General features: G+C 67.0%; 15 protein-coding genes. 7 read left to right on the forward strand and 8 right to left on the reverse strand.

From position 1 onward, the window contains the following. Positions 1-6 precede the first annotated feature (6 nt). From AC4ELH_RS13465 to AC4ELH_RS13480, 4 genes are all read right to left on the reverse strand, one after another. Positions 7-1212, reverse strand: a complete 1206-nt coding sequence (locus tag AC4ELH_RS13465) for an FAD-dependent oxidoreductase (RefSeq protein ID WP_055119007.1) — start codon at positions 1210-1212, stop codon at positions 7-9. Then, positions 1205-3376 carry an RNA polymerase recycling motor ATPase HelR gene (helR, locus tag AC4ELH_RS13470; protein WP_448444574.1) on the reverse strand — a complete coding sequence of 724 codons (2172 nt, stop codon included), beginning with the start codon at positions 3374-3376 and terminating at the stop codon, positions 1205-1207. The genes AC4ELH_RS13465 and helR overlap by 8 nt, the downstream gene beginning before the upstream one ends. A 106-nt stretch (positions 3377-3482) precedes the next feature. Then, positions 3483-6026: a DEAD/DEAH box helicase gene (locus tag AC4ELH_RS13475; protein WP_498884863.1), complete on the reverse strand. Its 2544-nt coding sequence runs from the start codon at positions 6024-6026 to the stop codon at positions 3483-3485. A gap of 124 nt (positions 6027-6150) precedes the next feature. Continuing rightward, on the reverse strand, positions 6151-6624 hold the full coding sequence (locus AC4ELH_RS13480) for a carboxymuconolactone decarboxylase family protein (RefSeq protein WP_055119002.1): 474 nt from the start codon (positions 6622-6624) through the stop codon (positions 6151-6153). Between the two features lie 85 nt (positions 6625-6709). On the opposite strand from AC4ELH_RS13480, the gene AC4ELH_RS13485 reads away from it, so the two are divergent. From AC4ELH_RS13485 to AC4ELH_RS13495, 3 genes are read left to right on the forward strand one after another with little or no spacing between them, the layout of a single operon-like run. Further along, complete coding sequence (locus tag AC4ELH_RS13485) at positions 6710-7558, forward strand: adenylate/guanylate cyclase domain-containing protein (protein ID WP_498885046.1); 849 nt, start codon at positions 6710-6712, stop codon at positions 7556-7558. 31 nt (positions 7559-7589) lie between these two features. Beyond that, on the forward strand, positions 7590-8732 hold the full coding sequence (locus AC4ELH_RS13490; RefSeq protein WP_498884865.1) for a ferredoxin reductase: 1143 nt from the start codon (positions 7590-7592) through the stop codon (positions 8730-8732). Positions 8733-8752: 20 nt separating this feature from the next. Next, positions 8753-9991, forward strand: coding sequence for a fatty acid desaturase family protein (locus AC4ELH_RS13495; protein ID WP_418021068.1), 1239 nt, complete (start codon positions 8753-8755; stop codon positions 9989-9991). A 14-nt stretch (positions 9992-10005) separates the two neighbouring features. Here AC4ELH_RS13495 and AC4ELH_RS13500 read toward each other — a convergent pair whose 3' ends face one another. Then, a complete protein-coding gene (locus AC4ELH_RS13500; protein ID WP_498884868.1) occupies positions 10006-10701 on the reverse strand; it encodes a cutinase family protein in 696 nt (231 codons plus the stop codon). A gap of 72 nt (positions 10702-10773) precedes the next feature. Between AC4ELH_RS13500 and AC4ELH_RS13505 the strand changes: the two genes are divergently transcribed. Further along, on the forward strand, positions 10774-11151 hold the full coding sequence (locus AC4ELH_RS13505; protein WP_055118998.1) for a nuclear transport factor 2 family protein: 378 nt from the start codon (positions 10774-10776) through the stop codon (positions 11149-11151). A gap of 51 nt (positions 11152-11202) precedes the next feature. Next, positions 11203-11922 (forward strand): NUDIX domain-containing protein, encoded by a 720-nt coding sequence (locus tag AC4ELH_RS13510; protein ID WP_448444583.1) that lies wholly within the window; start codon positions 11203-11205, stop codon positions 11920-11922. Between the two features lie 3 nt (positions 11923-11925). Here AC4ELH_RS13510 and AC4ELH_RS13515 read toward each other — a convergent pair whose 3' ends face one another. Next, entirely contained in the window at positions 11926-12420 is a 495-nt protein-coding gene (locus tag AC4ELH_RS13515) for a flavin reductase (protein WP_448444585.1), read from the reverse strand. Positions 12421-12509: 89 nt separating this feature from the next. Here AC4ELH_RS13515 and AC4ELH_RS13520 point away from each other — a divergent pair, with 89 nt between their 5' ends. Further along, positions 12510-13691 (forward strand): zinc-dependent alcohol dehydrogenase, encoded by a 1182-nt coding sequence (locus tag AC4ELH_RS13520; protein ID WP_448444587.1) that lies wholly within the window; start codon positions 12510-12512, stop codon positions 13689-13691. A 5-nt stretch (positions 13692-13696) separates the two neighbouring features. On the opposite strand, the gene AC4ELH_RS13525 is transcribed toward AC4ELH_RS13520, so the two are convergent. Further along, positions 13697-14410 carry a WHG domain-containing protein gene (locus tag AC4ELH_RS13525; protein ID WP_448444589.1) on the reverse strand — a complete coding sequence of 238 codons (714 nt, stop codon included), beginning with the start codon at positions 14408-14410 and terminating at the stop codon, positions 13697-13699. 77 nt (positions 14411-14487) lie between these two features. Here AC4ELH_RS13525 and AC4ELH_RS13530 point away from each other — a divergent pair, with 77 nt between their 5' ends. Then, entirely contained in the window at positions 14488-17316 is a 2829-nt protein-coding gene (locus tag AC4ELH_RS13530) for an MMPL/RND family transporter (RefSeq protein WP_498884871.1), read from the forward strand. Here AC4ELH_RS13530 and AC4ELH_RS13535 read toward each other — a convergent pair. Beyond that, positions 17289-17738: a VOC family protein gene (locus AC4ELH_RS13535; protein WP_498884872.1), complete on the reverse strand. Its 450-nt coding sequence runs from the start codon at positions 17736-17738 to the stop codon at positions 17289-17291. The genes AC4ELH_RS13530 and AC4ELH_RS13535 overlap by 28 nt on opposite strands. Positions 17739-17822: the final 84 nt, after the last annotated feature.

Below are 17822 nucleotides of genomic sequence, written 5' to 3' on the forward strand. Positions count from 1 at the left end.
CCGCACCTATCGACGGGCCGGTGCGGCGACGTGCTCGGGACGCACCCCGGTACCGACCAGGTACGCCGGAATCGCGGTCAGCTGGGGGAACCGTTGCACGATCTTCAGCAGAGCTCCGGGCGGGGTGATGTCGGCCCCGGCCATGACGGGCGCAATCACCCGGCGATGCAGGATCCGTTGGAAGCCCTGGGTGATGACGGTGGGCAGCGTGCGCCGGCGCTGCACAGCGGCCAGGTCGGATCCGGTGACCCGATGCTCCCGTAGCGGCTGGTACAGCAGGCGGGCGGCCGCGGCGGCGTCCTGGATGGCGACATTGATGCCGACGCCGCCGACCGGCGACATGGCGTGGGCGGCGTCGCCGATGCACAGCAGCCCCTCGCGGTGCCACCGCGGCAGACGGTTGAGTTGGACGTCGAGATGCTTGACGTCGTCCCAGGAGATGAGTGCGCCGGGATCGGCTTCGGGAATGAGCTCGGCGAGTTCGGCGTGGAAGGCGTCCAGTCCGCGGGCCCGGAGTCCGGCGTCGCTGCCCTTCGGGATCAGGTAGGCGACCTGGAAGTAGCCGGTGCGGGGAATCATGATCAACGCCCGTCCGGGCGCGGTCCGCGGGATCAGTGAGTACTGGCCATCTTCGGTGCGTGGCAGGCGGAACCACCACACGTCGAAGGGCACCGGGTAGTCCCGCGTGTTGAGTCCGGCCTCCCGCCTGACCAGCGACGTGCGCCCGTCGCAGGCCACGGTGAGCTCGGCGCGCAGTTCCCCGTCCCCGTCCGGACTGGTGTAGCGGACCCCGGTGACGCGCTCGCCTTCGCGCAGTAGTCCGGTCACCTCGGTCTGCATGCGCAGGGTGAAGTTGGGTTCTGCTCTGCCCGCATCGGCCAGCAGGTCGAGGAAGTCCCACTGCGGCACCATCGCCACGTATGGGTGGGGCTGGCGTAGCCGACGGAAGTCGACCAGCGTCACCGGCTCGCCGTCGACCGTGAACTCGCCCTTTTCGACCTTGCTGTAGCCGATCTTGTCGAACTCTCCGAAGAGGCCCAGCTCGTCGAGCATGCGCATGGTGCTCGGGTGCACGGTGTCGCCGCGGAAGTCGCGCAGGAAGTCGGCGTGCTTCTCCATGACGGTGACCGGTACCCCGCACCGGGCCAGGATCAGCCCGAGCATCATTCCGGCGGGGCCACCGCCGACGATCGCACAGGTGGTGTCAGGCACGGGCGAGTCCGTTCAGCGCGTCGGGCAGGGGTTCGGTGTGCAGCACGCCGAGGCGCTGCGTCGCCCGGGTGAGGGCGACATACAACTCGGCGGCGCCGCGGTCGCCGTCGGCCAGGATGTGTGCGGGCTCCACCACGAGCACGGCGTCGAACTCGAGGCCCTTGGTTTCCGACGGGGCCACCGCACCGGGCACGCCGGGTGGGCCGATCACCACACATGTGCCTTCTCGGGTGGCTTCCTCCCGCACGAACTCCTCGACAGCTGACGGGATTTCAGCGGCGGTCAGCTGCTTGGCCCACGGCTGCACACCGCAGGACCGGACGGACTCCGGCGGTTTCACGCCGGGCGCGAACTCGGCGAGAAGCGCCCCGGCCACCGCCATGATCTCGGCCGGGGTCCGGTAGTTGACCGACAGGGTCCGGTAGATCCACCGGCCGGGCACGTAGGGTTCGAGCATCGCGTCCCAGGACCGGGCGCCGGCGGCCGAGCGGCGCTGAGCCAGGTCGCCGACCACCGTGAAGGACCGGCGTGGACACCGACGCATCAACACCCGCCAGTCCATCTCGGACAGTTCCTGGGCTTCGTCGACCACAACATGACCGTAGGTCCAATCCCGGTCGGCCGCAGCGCGTTCGGCGAGTTCCCGGGTGTCGCGCTCGAGGAACCGGTCGGCCAGGTCCTCGGCGTCGATGAGGTCGCTGGCCAGCAGGTGGTCCTCGTCGTCCATCAGGTCCTCGCGGGCGATCATCAGATCGAGCACGCCTGCGGCGTAGGCGGCTTCCTCGCGCCGTTCGCGTTCGGCGGCTTCCTCGCCCGCCTTGTCCCGGCCCAGGAGGTCGACCAGCTCGTCGAGCAACGGCAAGTCCGACACGGTCCAGGCGCTGCCGTCGGTACGCAACAGGCGAGGGTCGGCGCCGGCCGCGGCCAACCTCTCGGCCGACGAATACAGCGGGGCCAGCAGGGTCTCCGGGGTCAGGATCGGCCAGAGTCGATCTAGTGCCGCGGCGAACGCCGCGTTCTCGTCGAGCTCGCTGACCACGCTGGCCCGCAGCTCCTCCCACGCCGCCTTGTCCTGACGGCTCAACCAGCCCTTGCCGATACGCGCGACGGCACGTTCGGTGAGGACGTAGGTGACGATGTCGCGGAACGTCGTACGCGCCTCGTTGTGCGGTAGTCCGGTTTCACGGGCCTCCTCGATGGCCCACTGCGCGGTTTCGGCGTCGATGCGGACGGTGACATCGGGCAGTTCGATGTAGATCGGCTCGTCGGGGACCTCCTGGCGGTCGGCGACCGCGGCGGCCAGCACGTCGAGGATCTTCAACGAGCCCTTGATCGCGGCCACCTCGGGTGCGTCCTCGGCGGTGACGTGCAGGCCGGGAGCCAGGTCGCCGGGCGTCATGAACACCGCGTCGGACTCGCCCAGTGAGGGCAGCACCCGGCCGATGTGGTTCAGGAACGCCTCGTTGGGTCCGACCACGAGCACGCCGTGACGTTCGATCCGCTCCCGGTGGGTGTAGAGCAGGTAGGCCACCCGGTGCAGCGCCACCACGGTCTTCCCGGTGCCAGGGCCGCCCTCGACCACCAGCACGCCGGTGTGTTCGTTGCGGATGACCTCGTCCTGCTCGGACTGGATCGTGGCGACGATGTCGCGCATGCCCTCGCCGCGCGGAGCGTTCACCGCGGCCAGCAGTGCGGCGTCCTCGTCACCTTCGTCGCCCGCGGTGGGCCGGCCCAGCACCTCGTCGGTGAAATCGAGCACCCGCCGACCCAGGGTGCGGAACTGGCGCCGCCGGCGCATGTTCTCCGGGTTGGCCCCGGTTGCGGTGTAGAACGGTCGCGCCAGCGGTGCCCGCCAGTCCAGCAGCAACGGCTCGTAGTCGTCCTCGCGATCGAAGATGCCGAGGCGCCCGACGTAGAGATGTTCCCCGGCAACGGTTTCCAGCCGCCCGAAGCACAGGCCGTTGTCGGCCACGTCGAGCCGGTTGGCTTCCTTGGCCAATGCGCGCACCTCGGCGTCGCGTTCCACCGCGGAGCCGCCGTGCTCGCGCAGCGCGGTGCGGTAGCGGTCACGCACCCGGATGCGTTCGGCGTCCAGGCGGGTATAGAGCCCGTCGACATAGGTCTGTTCGGACTGCACTTCGACATCGTGATCGTCAGCTGGCACGTGCTCCCTGTTCCTCCGTGGCTTGCTCCGGCCAGCGATTGTGCGCCATCACCGGGGCCTTGCCGCAAGGCCCCGGGGTCGCGATAAAATTCAGGTCAGCAAGCGCTCACCCCATCCGGCCGACATCCACGATACGCAGCACCGCGGCACCCTCTTCGTCGCTCGCGGCCAGGTCGACTTCCACGTCGAAGCCCCAATCGTGATCTCCGGCAGGATCTTCGAGGATCTGTCGAATCCGCCACACCTGCGGCTGCCGGTCGAAGATCAGCAACGCCGGGCCCCGAGCATCTGCTCCGGTGCCCACCTCGGCGTGCTCGTCGAAGTACTCTTCCCCGATTTCGGCCCAGCGTTCGGCCGTCCACCCGGATGAGGCGTCCAGCGCACCGAGCTCGTCCCAGCGGGCCCGCGCGAACAACTCCACCCGACGGAACAGTGCGTTGCGCACCATCGCGGTGAATGCCCGCTCGTTGCCGGTCAGCGGCCGTGGTCGGGCCGGAACCGCCACCGGTGCGTCGTGAGGTTGGTCCGGACTCGTCAGCTGCTCCCACTCGTCGAGCAGGCTGGAATCCACCTGGCGCACCAATTCGCCGAGCCATTCGACGATGTCGGCGAGTTGCTCGGTCCGCGCCGAGGCGGGCACACCGGAGCGCAGCGCCTTGAACGCATCCGACAGGTAGCGCAGCACCGCGCCTTCGGAGCGGGTCAGCCCATAGACGCTGATGTACTCACGGAAGGTCAGGGCCCGTTCCCACATCTCACGCACCACCGACTTGGGCGACAGGTGCCCGTCGGCCGCCCACGGATTGGTCTGGCGGTACACCTCGTAGGTGTGTTGCAGCAGTTCGGCCAGCGGCTTGGGATAGGTGACCTCGTCGAGCAGTTCGATGCGTTCGTCGTACTCGATGCCCTCGGCCTTCATCTCGGCCACCGCTTCGCCCCTGGCCTTGTTCAGCTGCGCGGCCAGAATCTGGCGGGGATCTTCCAGGGTCGCCTCGATCACCGAAATGACATTCAAGGCATAGCTTGCTGGATCTTCCGCGTCGGGATCGAGCACGTCCACCGCGGCCAGAGCGAAGGTCGACAGCGGTTGGTTGAGCGCGAAATCGGGCGGCAGGTCGACGGTCAGCCGGTAGCGACGACCATCGGCCTCGGGTTCGTCGAGACGTTCCACGACGCCGGCCTGCAGCAGGGACCGGGCGATGCCCACGGCCTCCCGGATGTGTTTCAGCTGACGCTTGCGCGGTTCATGGTTGTCGGTGAGCAGGCGCCGCATCGCCGCGAACGGATCGCCGGGACGGTCGACCACGTCGAGGATCATCGCCGTGGAGACCCGCATGTTGCTGGTCAACGCCTCGGGCGCGGCGTCGATCAGTCGGGTCATAGTGTTCTCACCCCACGGCACCATGCCCTCTGGCGCCTTGCGCCGCACCAGCTTTCGGCGCTTCTTCGGATCGTCGGCCACCTTGGCGAACTGCTTGATGTTCTCGACCTCGTGGTCGGGTGCCTGCACCACGACGGTGCCCGCCGTGTCGTATCCGGCGCGGCCGGCGCGCCCGGCGATTTGGTGGAACTCGCGGGCGTTGAGCAGCCGCATCCGGGTGCCGTCGTATTTGGACAACGCGGAGAACACGACGGTGCGGATCGGCACGTTGATCCCGACGCCGAGGGTGTCGGTACCGCAGATCACCTTGAGCAAGCCGGCCTGGGCCAACTGTTCCACCAGCCGGCGGTATTTGGGCAGCATGCCGGCGTGGTGGACGCCGATGCCGTGGCGCACCAGCCGCGACAGCGTGGTCCCGAATGTCGTGGAAAACCGGAAACCGCCGATCATCTCGGCGATCGCGGCCTTCTCCTCCTTGGTGCTGACGTTGACGCTCATCAGGGCCTGCGCCCGCTCCAGCGCGGAGGCCTGGGTGAAGTGCACGACGTAGATCGGCGCCTGCTTGGTGTCGAGCAGGTCGGCGATGGTCTCGTGCATCGGCGTGGTGGCATACGAGAAGAACAGCGGTACCGGCCGTTGCGCCCCGGCCACCAGGGCCGTCTCCCGCCCGGTGCGCCGGGTCAGATCCTTGCGCAGGAATTCGACGTCGCCCAGCGTCGCCGACATCAGCAGGAACTGGGCCTTGGGCAGTTCCAGCAGCGGCACCTGCCACGCCCAGCCGCGGTCCGGGTCGCCGTAGAAGTGGAACTCGTCCATCACCACCAGGCCGATGTCAGCGTCGGCACCTTCACGTAGCGCCAGGTTGGCCAGGATCTCCGCGGTGCAGGCGATGATCGGGGCGTCCGCGTTGACCGACGCGTCCCCGGTGAGCATGCCGACGTTGGCCGCGCCGAACACGTCGCACAGAGCGAAGAACTTCTCGCTCACCAGCGCCTTGATCGGGGCGGTGTAGAAACTGACCCGGTCCGTGGCGAGCGCCGCGTAGATCGCCCCGGTCGCCACCAGCGACTTGCCGGAGCCGGTCGGCGTCGCCAGGATCACGTTCGCCCCGCTGACCAGTTCGATCAGCGCCTCCTCCTGCGCGGGGTAGAGGGTGGTGCCGTTGGCCTCCGCCCAGCCGGCGAAGTCGGTGAACAGAGCGTCGGCGTCGCCGCCCTTGGCTTGCAGTGCCGAGAGGTCGTTCGGATCGTCGAGCAGGGGAGTGGTCATATTGATGACCAGCGTGCCAGTTGACCGGCACCGCCGATCGCCTGGCACGGTTCACGTTCGTAACGCTGTGGCGAAGAACTGGCCCCTCGCCCGCCACTGCGTTACGAACGCGAGCGCGGCGTCGCTATCCGAACTGCCCCGGCTGATAGTCGCCTGCGGGCATCTGCACGATCACGTTCAGGCGGTTGACGGTGTTCATGAAGGCGATCAGGCACACCAGGGCGGCCAGTTGGTCTTCGTCGTAGTGCTTGACCGCATTCGCCCACACCTCGTCGCTGACCCCGCCCGCGGCGTCGGCGATCCGGGTGCCCTCCTCGGTCAGTTCCAGCGCGGCGCGTTCGGCTTCGGTGAACACCGTTGCCTCCCGCCACGCCGCGACCAGGTGCAGGCGCTGCTGGGTCTCACCGGCGGCAGCGGCGTCCTTGGTGTGCATGTCGGTGCAGAAGCCGCAGCCGTTGATCTGGCTGGCGCGCAGCGCCACCAATTGGTGGGTGGACTCGGGAAGCGTCGAGTCCGTGATGACCTTGCCCGCCGACGTGACGTACTTCAGCATCTTGGCGGCGGTCCGGTTCTCGAACAGGTTCAAACGAGCATCCATGGTGACTCCTAGTTGTCGGTGACTACCCCCTTGGGACACCGCGAATCGACGAAATGTGACATGCGGCGATAATCAGCGGGTGCCGATGCCGTCCACTGTCGAGGTCGTACTGCTGGTGGTTGTCGTCGCGCTGTTCGCGGCGTTCGTGACGTTCCTGGTGCTGTTCATCGTGAGCCGGCGGCAGCTGGCGAACGCCCGCCGTGAGATCGAGCGCATGAAGCTCGAGGACGAGGACCGGCGGCGGAAGCGTCGTCGCGGGGTGGCGCCCCTGGCGATCAAGACGGTCTTTCAGACCGCGGACATGCTGATCAACAAGGGCCTGGGCGCGACGGTGCGCAACTCGATCGAGGATCTGGCCGGATGGGCTCAGGTGGAACGCCCGGACCTGGCCCGGCTGACCGCTGACGGGCGCGTCGTCATCGTCTTCTCCGACATCGAGGGCTCGACCGAATACAACGCCGCGATGGGTGACCGGGCCTGGGTGAAGCTGCTGGAGAAGCACAACAAACTCGTTCAGGCGCGGGTCGACAAGCATGGCGGTCATGTGGTCAAGACCCAGGGCGACGGGTTCATGATCGCGTTCGCCGACCCGGAGAACGCGGTGCGCTTCGCCACCGACGTGCAACGCGCGCTCACGGAGAATCCCCAGCGCTGGCAGGCGATCCGGGTGCGGATCGGGGTGCACATGGGCACGTCGGTGCGCCGCGGTGCTGATCTTTTCGGGCTCGATGTGGCGATGGCGGCGCGGGTCGCCGGACAGGCCGATGGTGGCGAGATCCTGGTCAGCGAGCCGGTCGGGGACGCGGTCGAGCATCTCGACGACGTCGTGCTGGGCGCGGCACGTGAGGTGGAACTGAAGGGACTCCCTGGCGCTCACCGGCTTTTCCCGGTCAGCGTGGGGCAGGTCAGCGTCGAGCGCAAATCCGACGTGTGAACTCAAACCCGCCCGGGTAGTCAGCGTACGTATGTTCACCAAGACCCGTACGTTGCGGCGGCTGAGCCGCTGGAGTGAGAAGCCGGCGAGCGACGTCGAGACCGCCTCCACGCCTAAGGTCAATGTGCTGCGCGGATTGCTCGCGCGGGCCACCACGCCGCTGCTACCCGACGACTATCTCAAGCTGCTCAATCCGTTGTGGTCGGCGCGTGAGCTACGCGGGCAGGTGGTCGAGGTCCGCAAGGAAACCGAGGATTCGGCCACGGTCACTATCAAACCGGGCTGGGGGTTCTCCGGCGATTACCGGCCGGGCCAGTACGTGGGCATCGGTCTGCACGTCGACGGACGGTGGCACTGGCGTTCCTACTCGCTGACATCAGTCCCGCGGAGGCAGGCGGACCTGATCTCGATCACCGTCAAGGCCACTCCCGAGGGCTTCTTGTCGAGCCACCTGGTCGGCGGTGTGAAACCGGGCACGATCGTTCGGCTGGCTTCTCCTCGGGGAGAATTTGCGCTGCCCGATCCGCCGCCGGACCGGCTCCTGCTGGTCTCGGCCGGCAGCGGCGTCACCCCGATCATGGCGATGCTCCGAACACTGAAACACCGTGGATACGACCCTGACGTCGTGCACATCCATTCCGCACCTTGTGCCGACCGAGTCATCTTTCACGACGAGCTGCAGGGCCTCGGCCAGGAGCTGCACGGGTACCGCATGCACTTGCAGTTGACCGATGAGCAGGGCCACCTCGACTTCGGTGCGGCGCTCGACGACATCGTTCCCGACTGGAGACAGCGCCCCACCTGGGCGTGCGGCCCGCCGGCGATGCTCGACACCATCGAAGCCATCTGGAACGACGCCGGGCGTACCGAGAATCTGCATACCGAGCGTTTCGTCATCGCCCGAACCGACAAGGGTGGCGGTGGCGGCACGGTCACCTTTGCCTTCTCGGACAAGTCCGTCGAGATCGACGGTGCCACCTCCCTTCTGGAGGCCGGCGAGAAGGTCGGGATACAGATGCCGTTCGGTTGCCGGATGGGTATCTGCCAAACCTGCGTGCTGCCTCTGGAGTCCGGACACGTCCGTGACTTCCGCTCCGGTGCGGAGCACGGCGCGGGCGACCGCATCAACACCTGCATCTCGACCGCCGCAGGGGATTGCACTTTGAACGTCTAGGAGATCCGCCGAGGAGAGACATGGCCATCGCCGACATCAAGCAATACGCGCATCTCACCGCCGAGGACGTCGAGGCGCTCGCCGCCGAACTCGACGCGATCAGAGTCGAGATCGAGGAATCCCGGGGAGAGCGGGACGCTCGCTATATCCGGCGGGCGATCCAACTTCAACGTGGCTTGGCTGCCGGTGGTCGAATCGCGTTGTTCGCCAGTGGAAATCGAATCGCGCGATACGCCGGCATCGCCATGCTGGCGAGCGCGAAGATCATCGAGAACATGGAACTCGGGCACAACATCATCCACGGCCAATGGGACTGGATGAACGATCCGGAGATCCACTCCACCGAATGGGAGTGGGACACCACAGCACCGAGTGTGCACTGGAAGAAATCTCACAACTTCATTCATCACAAGTACACCAATGTCGTCGGGCTCGATGACGACATCGGCTACGGCATCATGCGTCTGACCCGGGATCAACGGTGGGAGCGGTGGATGATCGGCAACCCGGTCTACAACCTGTTGCTCGGCACCTTGTTCGAATGGGGCGTGGCCGCCCATGGCCTGGAGACGACGAGGTTCCGCAGAGGCGAGAAGTCCATGGCCGAGGTGCGCAGGGACCTGAGGGTGATCGGCAAGAAGGTGGGCAAGCAGGTGGGCAAGGACTATCTGGTCTACCCGGCGTTGTCGGGACCGAATTGGAAGCACACCCTGCGAGCCAACGTGATCGCCAATCTGATCCGCAACTATTGGGCATACATGGTGATCTTCTGCGGGCACTTCCCCGACGGCGCAGAGAAATTCACCCGGGAAGAGTTCGCGGACGAGACACATGCGGAGTGGTATCTGCGGCAGATGCTGGCCTCGGCGAACTTCAATGCCGGGCCGCTGATGGCGTTCATGAGCGGCAACCTGTGCTACCAGATTGAGCACCACCTGTTTCCGGACCTGCCCAGCAACCGCTACGCCGAGATCAGCCGAAAGGTGCGGGCGCTGTGCGAGAAGTACGACCTGCCGTACACAACGGGTTCCCTTCCACGCCAGTACTTTCAGTCGTTCTGGACCATCCTGAAGCTGGCTTTGCCCGACAAGTTGCTGAAGGCCACCTCCGACGACGCCCCGGAGACCCATTCAGAGCTCAAGTTTCGGGTGCGGGCCGGCATGCGGGAGAGCTTCGGTGTGGATCCGCACACCGGTAAGCGGCGAGGTTTACGAACTGCGTTGCGCGAGCTCGAGACCGGCTCGATTGCCGTCGGGTGAACCAGGGAACTGGCTCAGCGCCGAGCAGCCGGCGCTGGAGGCGGCGGCTGGACGTGACGCGTGACCCATCGCGCGGCGAGCTTGATCAGGCCCGATTTCGGATAGGTGATGTGCGCATTCCAGTCCCGGCCGAGTGAACAGATCGGGTCGTTGGTGTTGCACAGGTCCGCGGTCCTGGCGCCGAAGTCCGGGCTCATCCGGGTCAACGGCTGACCGAGGCGCGCCGACGGGTTCCCGAAGACCACGACCGACGCGACGCGCGGGACGACCGCTGCGGGCAGTGGGGCGCTGTAGCCCAGACCGGCGATCGGCGAGGTGGCCACCACGTCGACGACGGCCGCGCCCTGTGAATAGCCGCCCATCACGATCTTGGTCTTGGGGCACCGGGCCGCGGTTGCCTGGACGCGCTTGCTCATGTCGGTGGCGCCGGCCGCGGCCTTCATGAAGTCCCACGACGCGGGGTACTGGACCGCGTAGGTGCCGATCGTCGAGCCCTTGACCATGGGGCGCAGCGTGTCGACGAACGCCTTGCCGACATTGCCGATACCGGCGGGTTCGTCGGTGCCGCGGGCGAAGACGACCTCGATGTCTGGACAGTCGGGTGCGGCTGAGGCGGAGGGTATCGCGATGGGCGTCGCGATCGTGCCCAGCGCGGCGGTCGCAGCCACTGCTGCGATGCCCGCGAGGGCCGATACCTGACGGACACCCACACGTCACTTCTACCACTGTTTTAACAATGTTGCCCAGGCATACCGGGTCCGAGTAACGGGTATCACCCAGCAGTGACCAGCCAAGTTTCCGACGAACTCCTGCACATCGAACGTGCCGGGTGGGACTCGCTGTGCGAGTCCACCGGCGCCGATTTCTACGGCGAGCTGATGCTGCCCGATGCGGTGATGGTGCTCGCCAACGGCATGGTGATGGACCGCAACACGGTCGTCAGCGCACTCTCGGAGTCGCCGCCGTGGCGTGCCTATGAGATCAGCGGGGTGCGGCTCATCGTGCTCGACGACGACACCGCCGCCCTGGTGTACACCGGTACGGCCTATCGCGAGGGGGAGGAGCCCGCCTTCGTCGGCGCCATGTCCAGCGTCTACCACCGGGTCGACGGAGCCTGGAAGCTCGCGCTGTATCAGCAGACCCGCAAGCCGGACCAGTAGCGGGCGTCACCTCGGCGTCGGGTCTTCGGCGTACCCGCATATGGTCGAGCGGTGACGATCGCCTATGACGAAGCCCTGCGGGAACGTATCGGGGCGCATCTGGCGGGGCACGAGCGCCGCGCCGTGACCGACCCGACGAAGCGGCATGCGGCGGTCGCGGTGGTGCTGGTCGATTCCGAACTCGGTGAGGACCGGGTGGATCCGGCGCCGGTCGACGAGTGGATCGGCGGACGGCCGATGCCGGAGCCCGGGCTGGACGGCCGCATGGTGGATGTGTCGGGCGGGGCAGCTTTTCTGTTGTGTCGCAGGACATCTCGGTTGTCGTCGCACGCTGCGCAGTGGGCGCTTCCCGGCGGCCGGCTGGACCCGGGTGAAAATGCGGTCGAGGCCGCGCTGCGGGAACTGGACGAAGAGGTCGGGGTGAGCCTGTCGGACTCGTCGGTGCTGGGACTGCTCGACGACTACCCGACCCGCTCCGGCTACGTCATCACCCCGGTGGTGATCTGGGGCGGCGGCCGGCTGGATCTACGGCCGTCTCCCGACGAGGTGGTGGCGGCGTACCGCGTGGGCCTGCACCAACTGCAGCGCGAGGATTCGCCGCGGTTCATCACGATCCCGGAGAGCCCGCGCCCGGTCGTGCAGATTCCGTTGGGCAACGATCTGATCCACGCGCCGACCGGTGCGGTCCTGTTGCAGTTGCGGTGGTTGGCCCTGGAGGGTCGTACGGATCCGGTCGACGAACTCGAGCAGCCGGTTTTCGCCTGGAAGTGACGCTCAGGCGTCGTGTCCGGGCTTGAGGTCGGCGACGTCGCTGAGGTTGACCCATGGCCGCGGCTCGCCGGGCGCCTGGCCGTCAACCGGATTCAACAGGTAGCCGACATGGTCGCCGAGATCGAACCGGTCGAGGATGACGCCGACGAACCAGGCCGGGGCGGCATCGAGAATCGGTGTGCCGGCGGTGCCTAGATGCCAGCTGCACTCGGCGAACTTGTCGACCTCGTCACCGGTCTGGCCACCGAACCAGCGAGCCAGTTCGAGGTCGTCGCCGGCCAATAGGTGCACACCCAGATGCGTGGCCGCTTCCGAGACGGCAAAGGTGTGGTTCTGCTTCGAAATACCGACAAGGAAACGAGGTGGATCGATGCTGGCCTGAGTGGTGAAGCCGACCAGACAACCTGCCGGCCCGTCCTCGCCGTGTGCGGTCACGACGAACATCGGGTAGTCGATGAGCTCGAGAAATCCATCGAAGCCGTCCCAGCTCTGTGCCATCAGCCCATTGTCGACCACCCCGGTGCGGTTTGGCGCCGGTCTGGCGGGGTAGCCCTCACCTGCGATACCGCGAGCGATGGGAGTAGATCTTGAAAGCTGTTACCTGGCACGGTCGGCGGGACGTGCGGGTCGATACCGTGCCCGACCCCGAGATCCAAGATCCCACCGACGCAATCATCGAGGTGACCTCGACCAACATCTGCGGCTCGGACCTCCATCTCTATGAGGTGCTCGGTGCCTTCATGCATCCGGGCGACATCCTGGGCCACGAGCCGATGGGCATCGTCCAAGAGGTGGGTTCCGCCGTCGGCAGTCTGACAGTCGGCGAGCGTGTGGTCATCCCCTTCCAGATTTCGTGCGGCCACTGCTTCATGTGCGATCAGCAGCTCTACACGCAGTGCGAGACCACCCAGGTTCGTGATCAGGGCATGGGCGCCGCGCTGTTCGGCTATTCGGAGCTCTACGGTCAGGTTCCCGGCGGTCAAGCCGAGTATCTCCGAGTGCCCCAGGCCCAGTTCACGCACATCAAAGTGCCTGAGGGGCCGCCGGATTCGCGGTTCGTCTATCTGTCGGACGTGCTGCCCACCGCATGGCAGGCCGTTGCCTATGCCGACATTCCCGATGGGGGCTCGGTGACGGTCCTCGGGCTCGGGCCGATCGGCGACATGGCAGCCCGCATCGCACAACATCTCGGCTACCGGGTGATCGCAGTGGATCGGATCCGGGAGCGGCTGGCCCGTGCCGAACTTCGCGGCATCACCACCATCGACCTCGACACACTCGACGAATCGGTCGGCGACGCGGTGCGGTCGATGACCGAAGGCCGAGGCACGGACTCGGTGATCGATGCCGTCGGCATGGAGGCGCACGGTTCGCCGGTGGCCTCCGCCCTGCAGAAGATGACCGCGTTGATGCCCGACGCGATCGCCAAGCCGTTCATGCAGAACGCCGGGCTGGACCGGCTGGACGCGTTCTATTCGGCGATCGACATCGTGCGCCGCGGCGGCACGATCTCTCTCATCGGCGTCTACGGCGGCATGGCGGACCCACTGCCGATGCTGACTTTGTTCGACAAGCAGGTCCAGTTGCGGATGGGACAGGCAAATGTGAAGAAGTGGGTGGGCGACATTCTGCCGTTGCTCGGCGATGACGACCCCTTGGGTGTCGACGATTTCGCCACGCACGTGCTGCCGCTCGATGAAGCTCCGCACGCGTACGACATCTTCCAGAAGAAGCGGGACGGCGCCGTCAAGATCATCCTCAGGCCGTAGGCGGCCTAGGGGTTGCGGGTCCGGCGCCCGCGCCGGACGGTGGCGGTCGCGGGTGATGGCGGGCGCGGCGGCGTCGCAGGCGGATCCAGTCGCTGAAACGACAGCTGGATACGTTCGCGGTCACCGCCGAGGCCGACCAGGAGATTGGTGATGTGGGGTGCGAGCACCCGCGAGACTCCCGCGCCGTCGACGCCGAAGACACCGATGATCTCGGCCAGGACGTAGCCGTGCATCATCGTCCAGATCTGGGCGGCCACGGCCACCGGATCGCCCACGTCGATCGCGCCGGCATCCATGCAGCGCTGTACGAATGCCGGGATCTGCGCGAAGACCGAGTTGATCTCCGACAGAGCTGCCGGTTTGCCGTCGACGGTGAGATCACGGCCGATCGGCAGCGTGATGGACGGCGACGTGACCCCGAACATCAGCCGGTAGCGCTGCGGGTAGGTCAGTGCGTACTCGCGGTAGGCGAGGCCGGAGGCGAGTAGATCCGCCACCGGGTCGTCGGTGTCGGGCCGTCGGCTCAGGTGTTCGCCGAAGCGGACGTACGACTCCCGCACCAGTGCCTCGTAGAGGCCGGGCATGCCCTCGAAGTGGGTGTACACCGCCATCGTCGACGCGCCGATCCGCTTGGCCAGCATGCGGGCGCTGAGTGCCTCAGGTCCGCTCTCCTCGAGGACCTGGAGGCTCTCCTCGATCAAGCTTTCGCGAATTCCCATGCTGGACATCGTCCTGGACATGCTGCCATAACAATGTTATACCTGCCAATAACATTGTTATGGATGTTGGGGGAGCCATGTTGGAGACCATTGCCCGAGCGGTGAGTCGGTATGCACTCCTGGTCGTGGCGGCCTGGTTGGTCCTGGCGGGCCTCGGCAACGTCGCGGTGCCCCAGCTGGAACACGTCGTGAAGGAGCAGTCCCGGGCGTTCTTCCCCACCGATTCCGGGGCGACGCAGGCAGCGCAACGGATGGGCACGCTGTTCGGAGATTCCGACAGCAACAACATCGCCTACGTCGTCCTCGAGGCGGACCGCACGCTGGGCGAGTCCGACCGCGGCTACTACCGCAGCTTGGCCGACCGCTTGCGCACCGCCACTCCCGGCGTCGAATCGGTGATGGACCTGTGGGACGACCCGGCCGCCGCAGGAGTCTTCGAAAGCCGGGACCACACGTCGGCCTACCTGATGGCCCGGCTCTCCGGCCAATTGGGCAGCACCACCGCGACCGACGCCGTGACCGCCCTGCGAGCTGCGGTCGACGCGCCTGACATCCCGCGCGGATTGCGTGTCCACGTCACCGGCCCCGGGCCCAGCCTGGTCGATGAATTCGCCGCGCTGGACTCGCAATTGGCGAGGATCACCGTCCTGACGGTCGGGTTGATCGCGGCCCTGCTGCTGTTCGTCTACCGCTCGCCGATCACTGCCGCAGTCCCGCTCGCCTCCGTCGGTCTGTCCCTGGCGGTCGCCCGGCCGGTGGTCGCGCTGCTCGGCGAGCACGGCGTGATCGAGGTGTCGGTGTTCTCGGTGGCGCTGATGTCGGCGATGGTGCTGGGCGCGGGGACCGACTACGGCATCTTCCTACTGGGCCGTTACCACGAGAACCGGCGGGCGGGGATGACGCAACCGGATGCGTTGGCCGACGCCTACCGGCGGGTGGCCCCGGTGATCGCCGGCTCCGCCGCGACCATTGCCACCGCGTTGTTCTGCCTGACCTTCGCCAAGGTGAGCTTTCTGCGCAGCGCCGGGATACCCAGCGGGATAGGTGTTCTCGCGGCGATGCTGGGCGCGCTCACCCTCACCCCGGCGTTGATCGGCTGGTTCGGCCGGCGCGGTTGGGTGGAACCGCGGGCCGCGACGATCAGCCACCGGTGGCGCCGGATCGGCACGGCGGTGGCCCGCTGGCCAGGACCGGTCCTGGTGGTCGCCGTGGCTGCGCTGGTCTTCTGCGCGGTGCCATTGCTCGGCGCCAACATCTCCTTCGCGGAACTGAGCGCGCAACCCGCGGACACCGACTCCAGTCGCGGATACCGGGCGGTCCACGACCGGTTCCCGGACAACCGGCTCCTGCCTGAGATCGTCTCGGTCGAGGCCGATCGCGATCTGCGCAATCCAGCCGGGCTCATCACGATCGAGCGGGTCACCCGAAAGATCCTGGAAGTACGCGGGGTACGGACGGTTCAATCAGCCAGCAGGCCGGCCGGGATGCCGGTGCGCCAGGGCACCCTGACCTACCAGGCCGGCCAGATCGGCGAACAGCTCGACGGCACAGCGCAATCCGCGCTCGACGGGATGAGCTCTGTGGACACTGTCACGGCCACCATCGGCCAACTCGACGCCGCCCTCGACGGCATGCAACGCGGCTTGAGCGGCGCCGTCGACGGCCTGAACCGGGTCGGGGCCGGCTCACAGGACATCGGGACGGGTATGTCGGGATTGCAGGGCAACCTCCAGTCGGTCTCCGGCTACGCCGACCCGCTGCGGCAATTCGTCAACAGCAACCCCAACTGCGCGGCCAATCCCATCTGCGCGGCAGTGCAGAAAATCGTCACGCCCCTCGACGACGCGGTGAGTGCGACCGGCACCCTGGCAGGCGGGGCGGGGGCACTCAACGATGGTGCCACCCGCGCCACGAACTCACTCGACGGTGCGGCCAATGCAGTGGCGACCATGCGCTCGGCGCTGACGCAACTGCGTGCTCTCACGTCGACCCTGCGCTCCAGCCTGGGATCGGTCGGCCCGCAGATGCAACAGATGACCGCCTACCTGTCGCGGCTCAGCACCGACTTTGACGGCAGCTCAGAAGGTGGATTCTATCTGCCACCAAGGACTTTCGACGACCCGGAGTACCGCCGGGCGATGGGCATGATGTTCTCCCCGGACGGCCGTGCCACCCGATTGCTGGTCTACGGCGACGGTGAGTCCTGGGGCCGCGACGGTGCGGACCGCTCGAGCGAGATTCGTATTGCCGCCACCGAGGCACTCAAGGACACGCCGCTGGCCTCCAGCGGCGTCGTCGACCTGACCGGCGTCGGCACCGCCACCGCCGAGCTGATCGACTACGTGCAACACGACTTCACCCTGCTCGTGATCGCCACGCTGGTGCTGATCTTCGTGATCGTGGCAGGCATGCTGCGCAGTCCAGTCGCCGGGATCGTGGTGCTGGCGACCGTCACCATCTCCTACGCATCGGCGCTGGGAGCCAGTGTCGCGGTCTGGCAGTACCTGTTCGGCCAGCCCCTGCACTGGGCCGTGCCCGCCCTGGCCTTCATCGCCCTGGTTGCCGTCGGTGCGGACTACAACCTGCTGTTGGCGATGCGGCTGCGTGACGAGGCGCGGGCCGGCGTCCGCACCGCGACGATCCGGGCCTTCGCCGGCACCGGCAGCGTCGTCACCGTCGCCGGGATCGTGTTCGGGCTGACCATGTTCGCGATGCTCGGCGCCAGTGTGGTGACGATCGCCCAGGTGGGCTCCACCATCGGCATCGGCCTGATGATCGACACCCTGGTGGTACGGACGTTCGTGGTCCCGCCGATCGCCGTGCTGCTCGGACGCTGGTTCTGGTGGCCCCGGCGCATCGCCGGACAGGTGAGCCCACGTCAGGTCGCCGAACCTGTGCCGGCATGAACGCCGCTCAGTAGACCGGTCATCTGACCCACCTCGATGAGGTAGCCGTCCGGATCGCGCATGTAGCACCGGACTTCGGCCTTCCGGTCGATGGGCGGGGTCAGGAATTCCGCGCCTTTCGAGCTCCATTCCCGGTAACACGCGTCGATGTCGGCCACCCGGATGTTCAGAAAGCTGGTCGCGGTGTGCGGATCGGTCGGCGGGTGCAGCGTCACGTCCGGCTTGTCGGGTGTGGGGCCGCCGCCGGGGTTCATGATCAGCCAACCGTTCGCCAGTTTGACGATGCACGGGTCCTCGGCCATCACCACCTCGCCGCCGAGCACGTCGCGGTAGAAAGCCCTCGATCGCGGCACGTCGGCGACGGTCAGGAAGTGGGTCAACAGCATCCCCGTCTCAGGAGTTGGAAGGTCCTTGCTTTCCATCGGAATTCCTCTCCGCGTGGCGTACGGCCCGGATACCCGGGCGCGGAGCCCGACTAATCCCGCGCGCATGACATCGGCAAAGTC

The organism is Mycobacterium shunyiense, assembly GCF_058270075.1.

Bases quoted from the DNA above. Each gene is read 5' to 3' on its own strand.
- AC4ELH_RS13475 (WP_498884863.1), bottom strand. From the start codon at position 6,026: ATGACCACTCCCCTGCTCGACGATCCGAACGACCTCTCGGCACTGCAA.
- AC4ELH_RS13480 (WP_055119002.1), bottom strand. From the start codon at position 6,624: ATGGATGCTCGTTTGAACCTGTTCGAGAACCGGACCGCCGCCAAGATG.
- AC4ELH_RS13485 (WP_498885046.1), top strand. From the start codon at position 6,710: ATGCCGTCCACTGTCGAGGTCGTACTGCTGGTGGTTGTCGTCGCGCTG.
- AC4ELH_RS13490 (WP_498884865.1), top strand. From the start codon at position 7,590: ATGTTCACCAAGACCCGTACGTTGCGGCGGCTGAGCCGCTGGAGTGAG.
- AC4ELH_RS13495 (WP_418021068.1), top strand. From the start codon at position 8,753: ATGGCCATCGCCGACATCAAGCAATACGCGCATCTCACCGCCGAGGAC.
- AC4ELH_RS13515 (WP_448444585.1), bottom strand. From the start codon at position 12,420: ATGGCACAGAGCTGGGACGGCTTCGATGGATTTCTCGAGCTCATCGAC.
- AC4ELH_RS13525 (WP_448444589.1), bottom strand. From the start codon at position 14,410: ATGGGAATTCGCGAAAGCTTGATCGAGGAGAGCCTCCAGGTCCTCGAG.
- AC4ELH_RS13530 (WP_498884871.1), top strand. From the start codon at position 14,488: ATGTTGGAGACCATTGCCCGAGCGGTGAGTCGGTATGCACTCCTGGTC.
- AC4ELH_RS13535 (WP_498884872.1), bottom strand. From the start codon at position 17,738: ATGGAAAGCAAGGACCTTCCAACTCCTGAGACGGGGATGCTGTTGACC.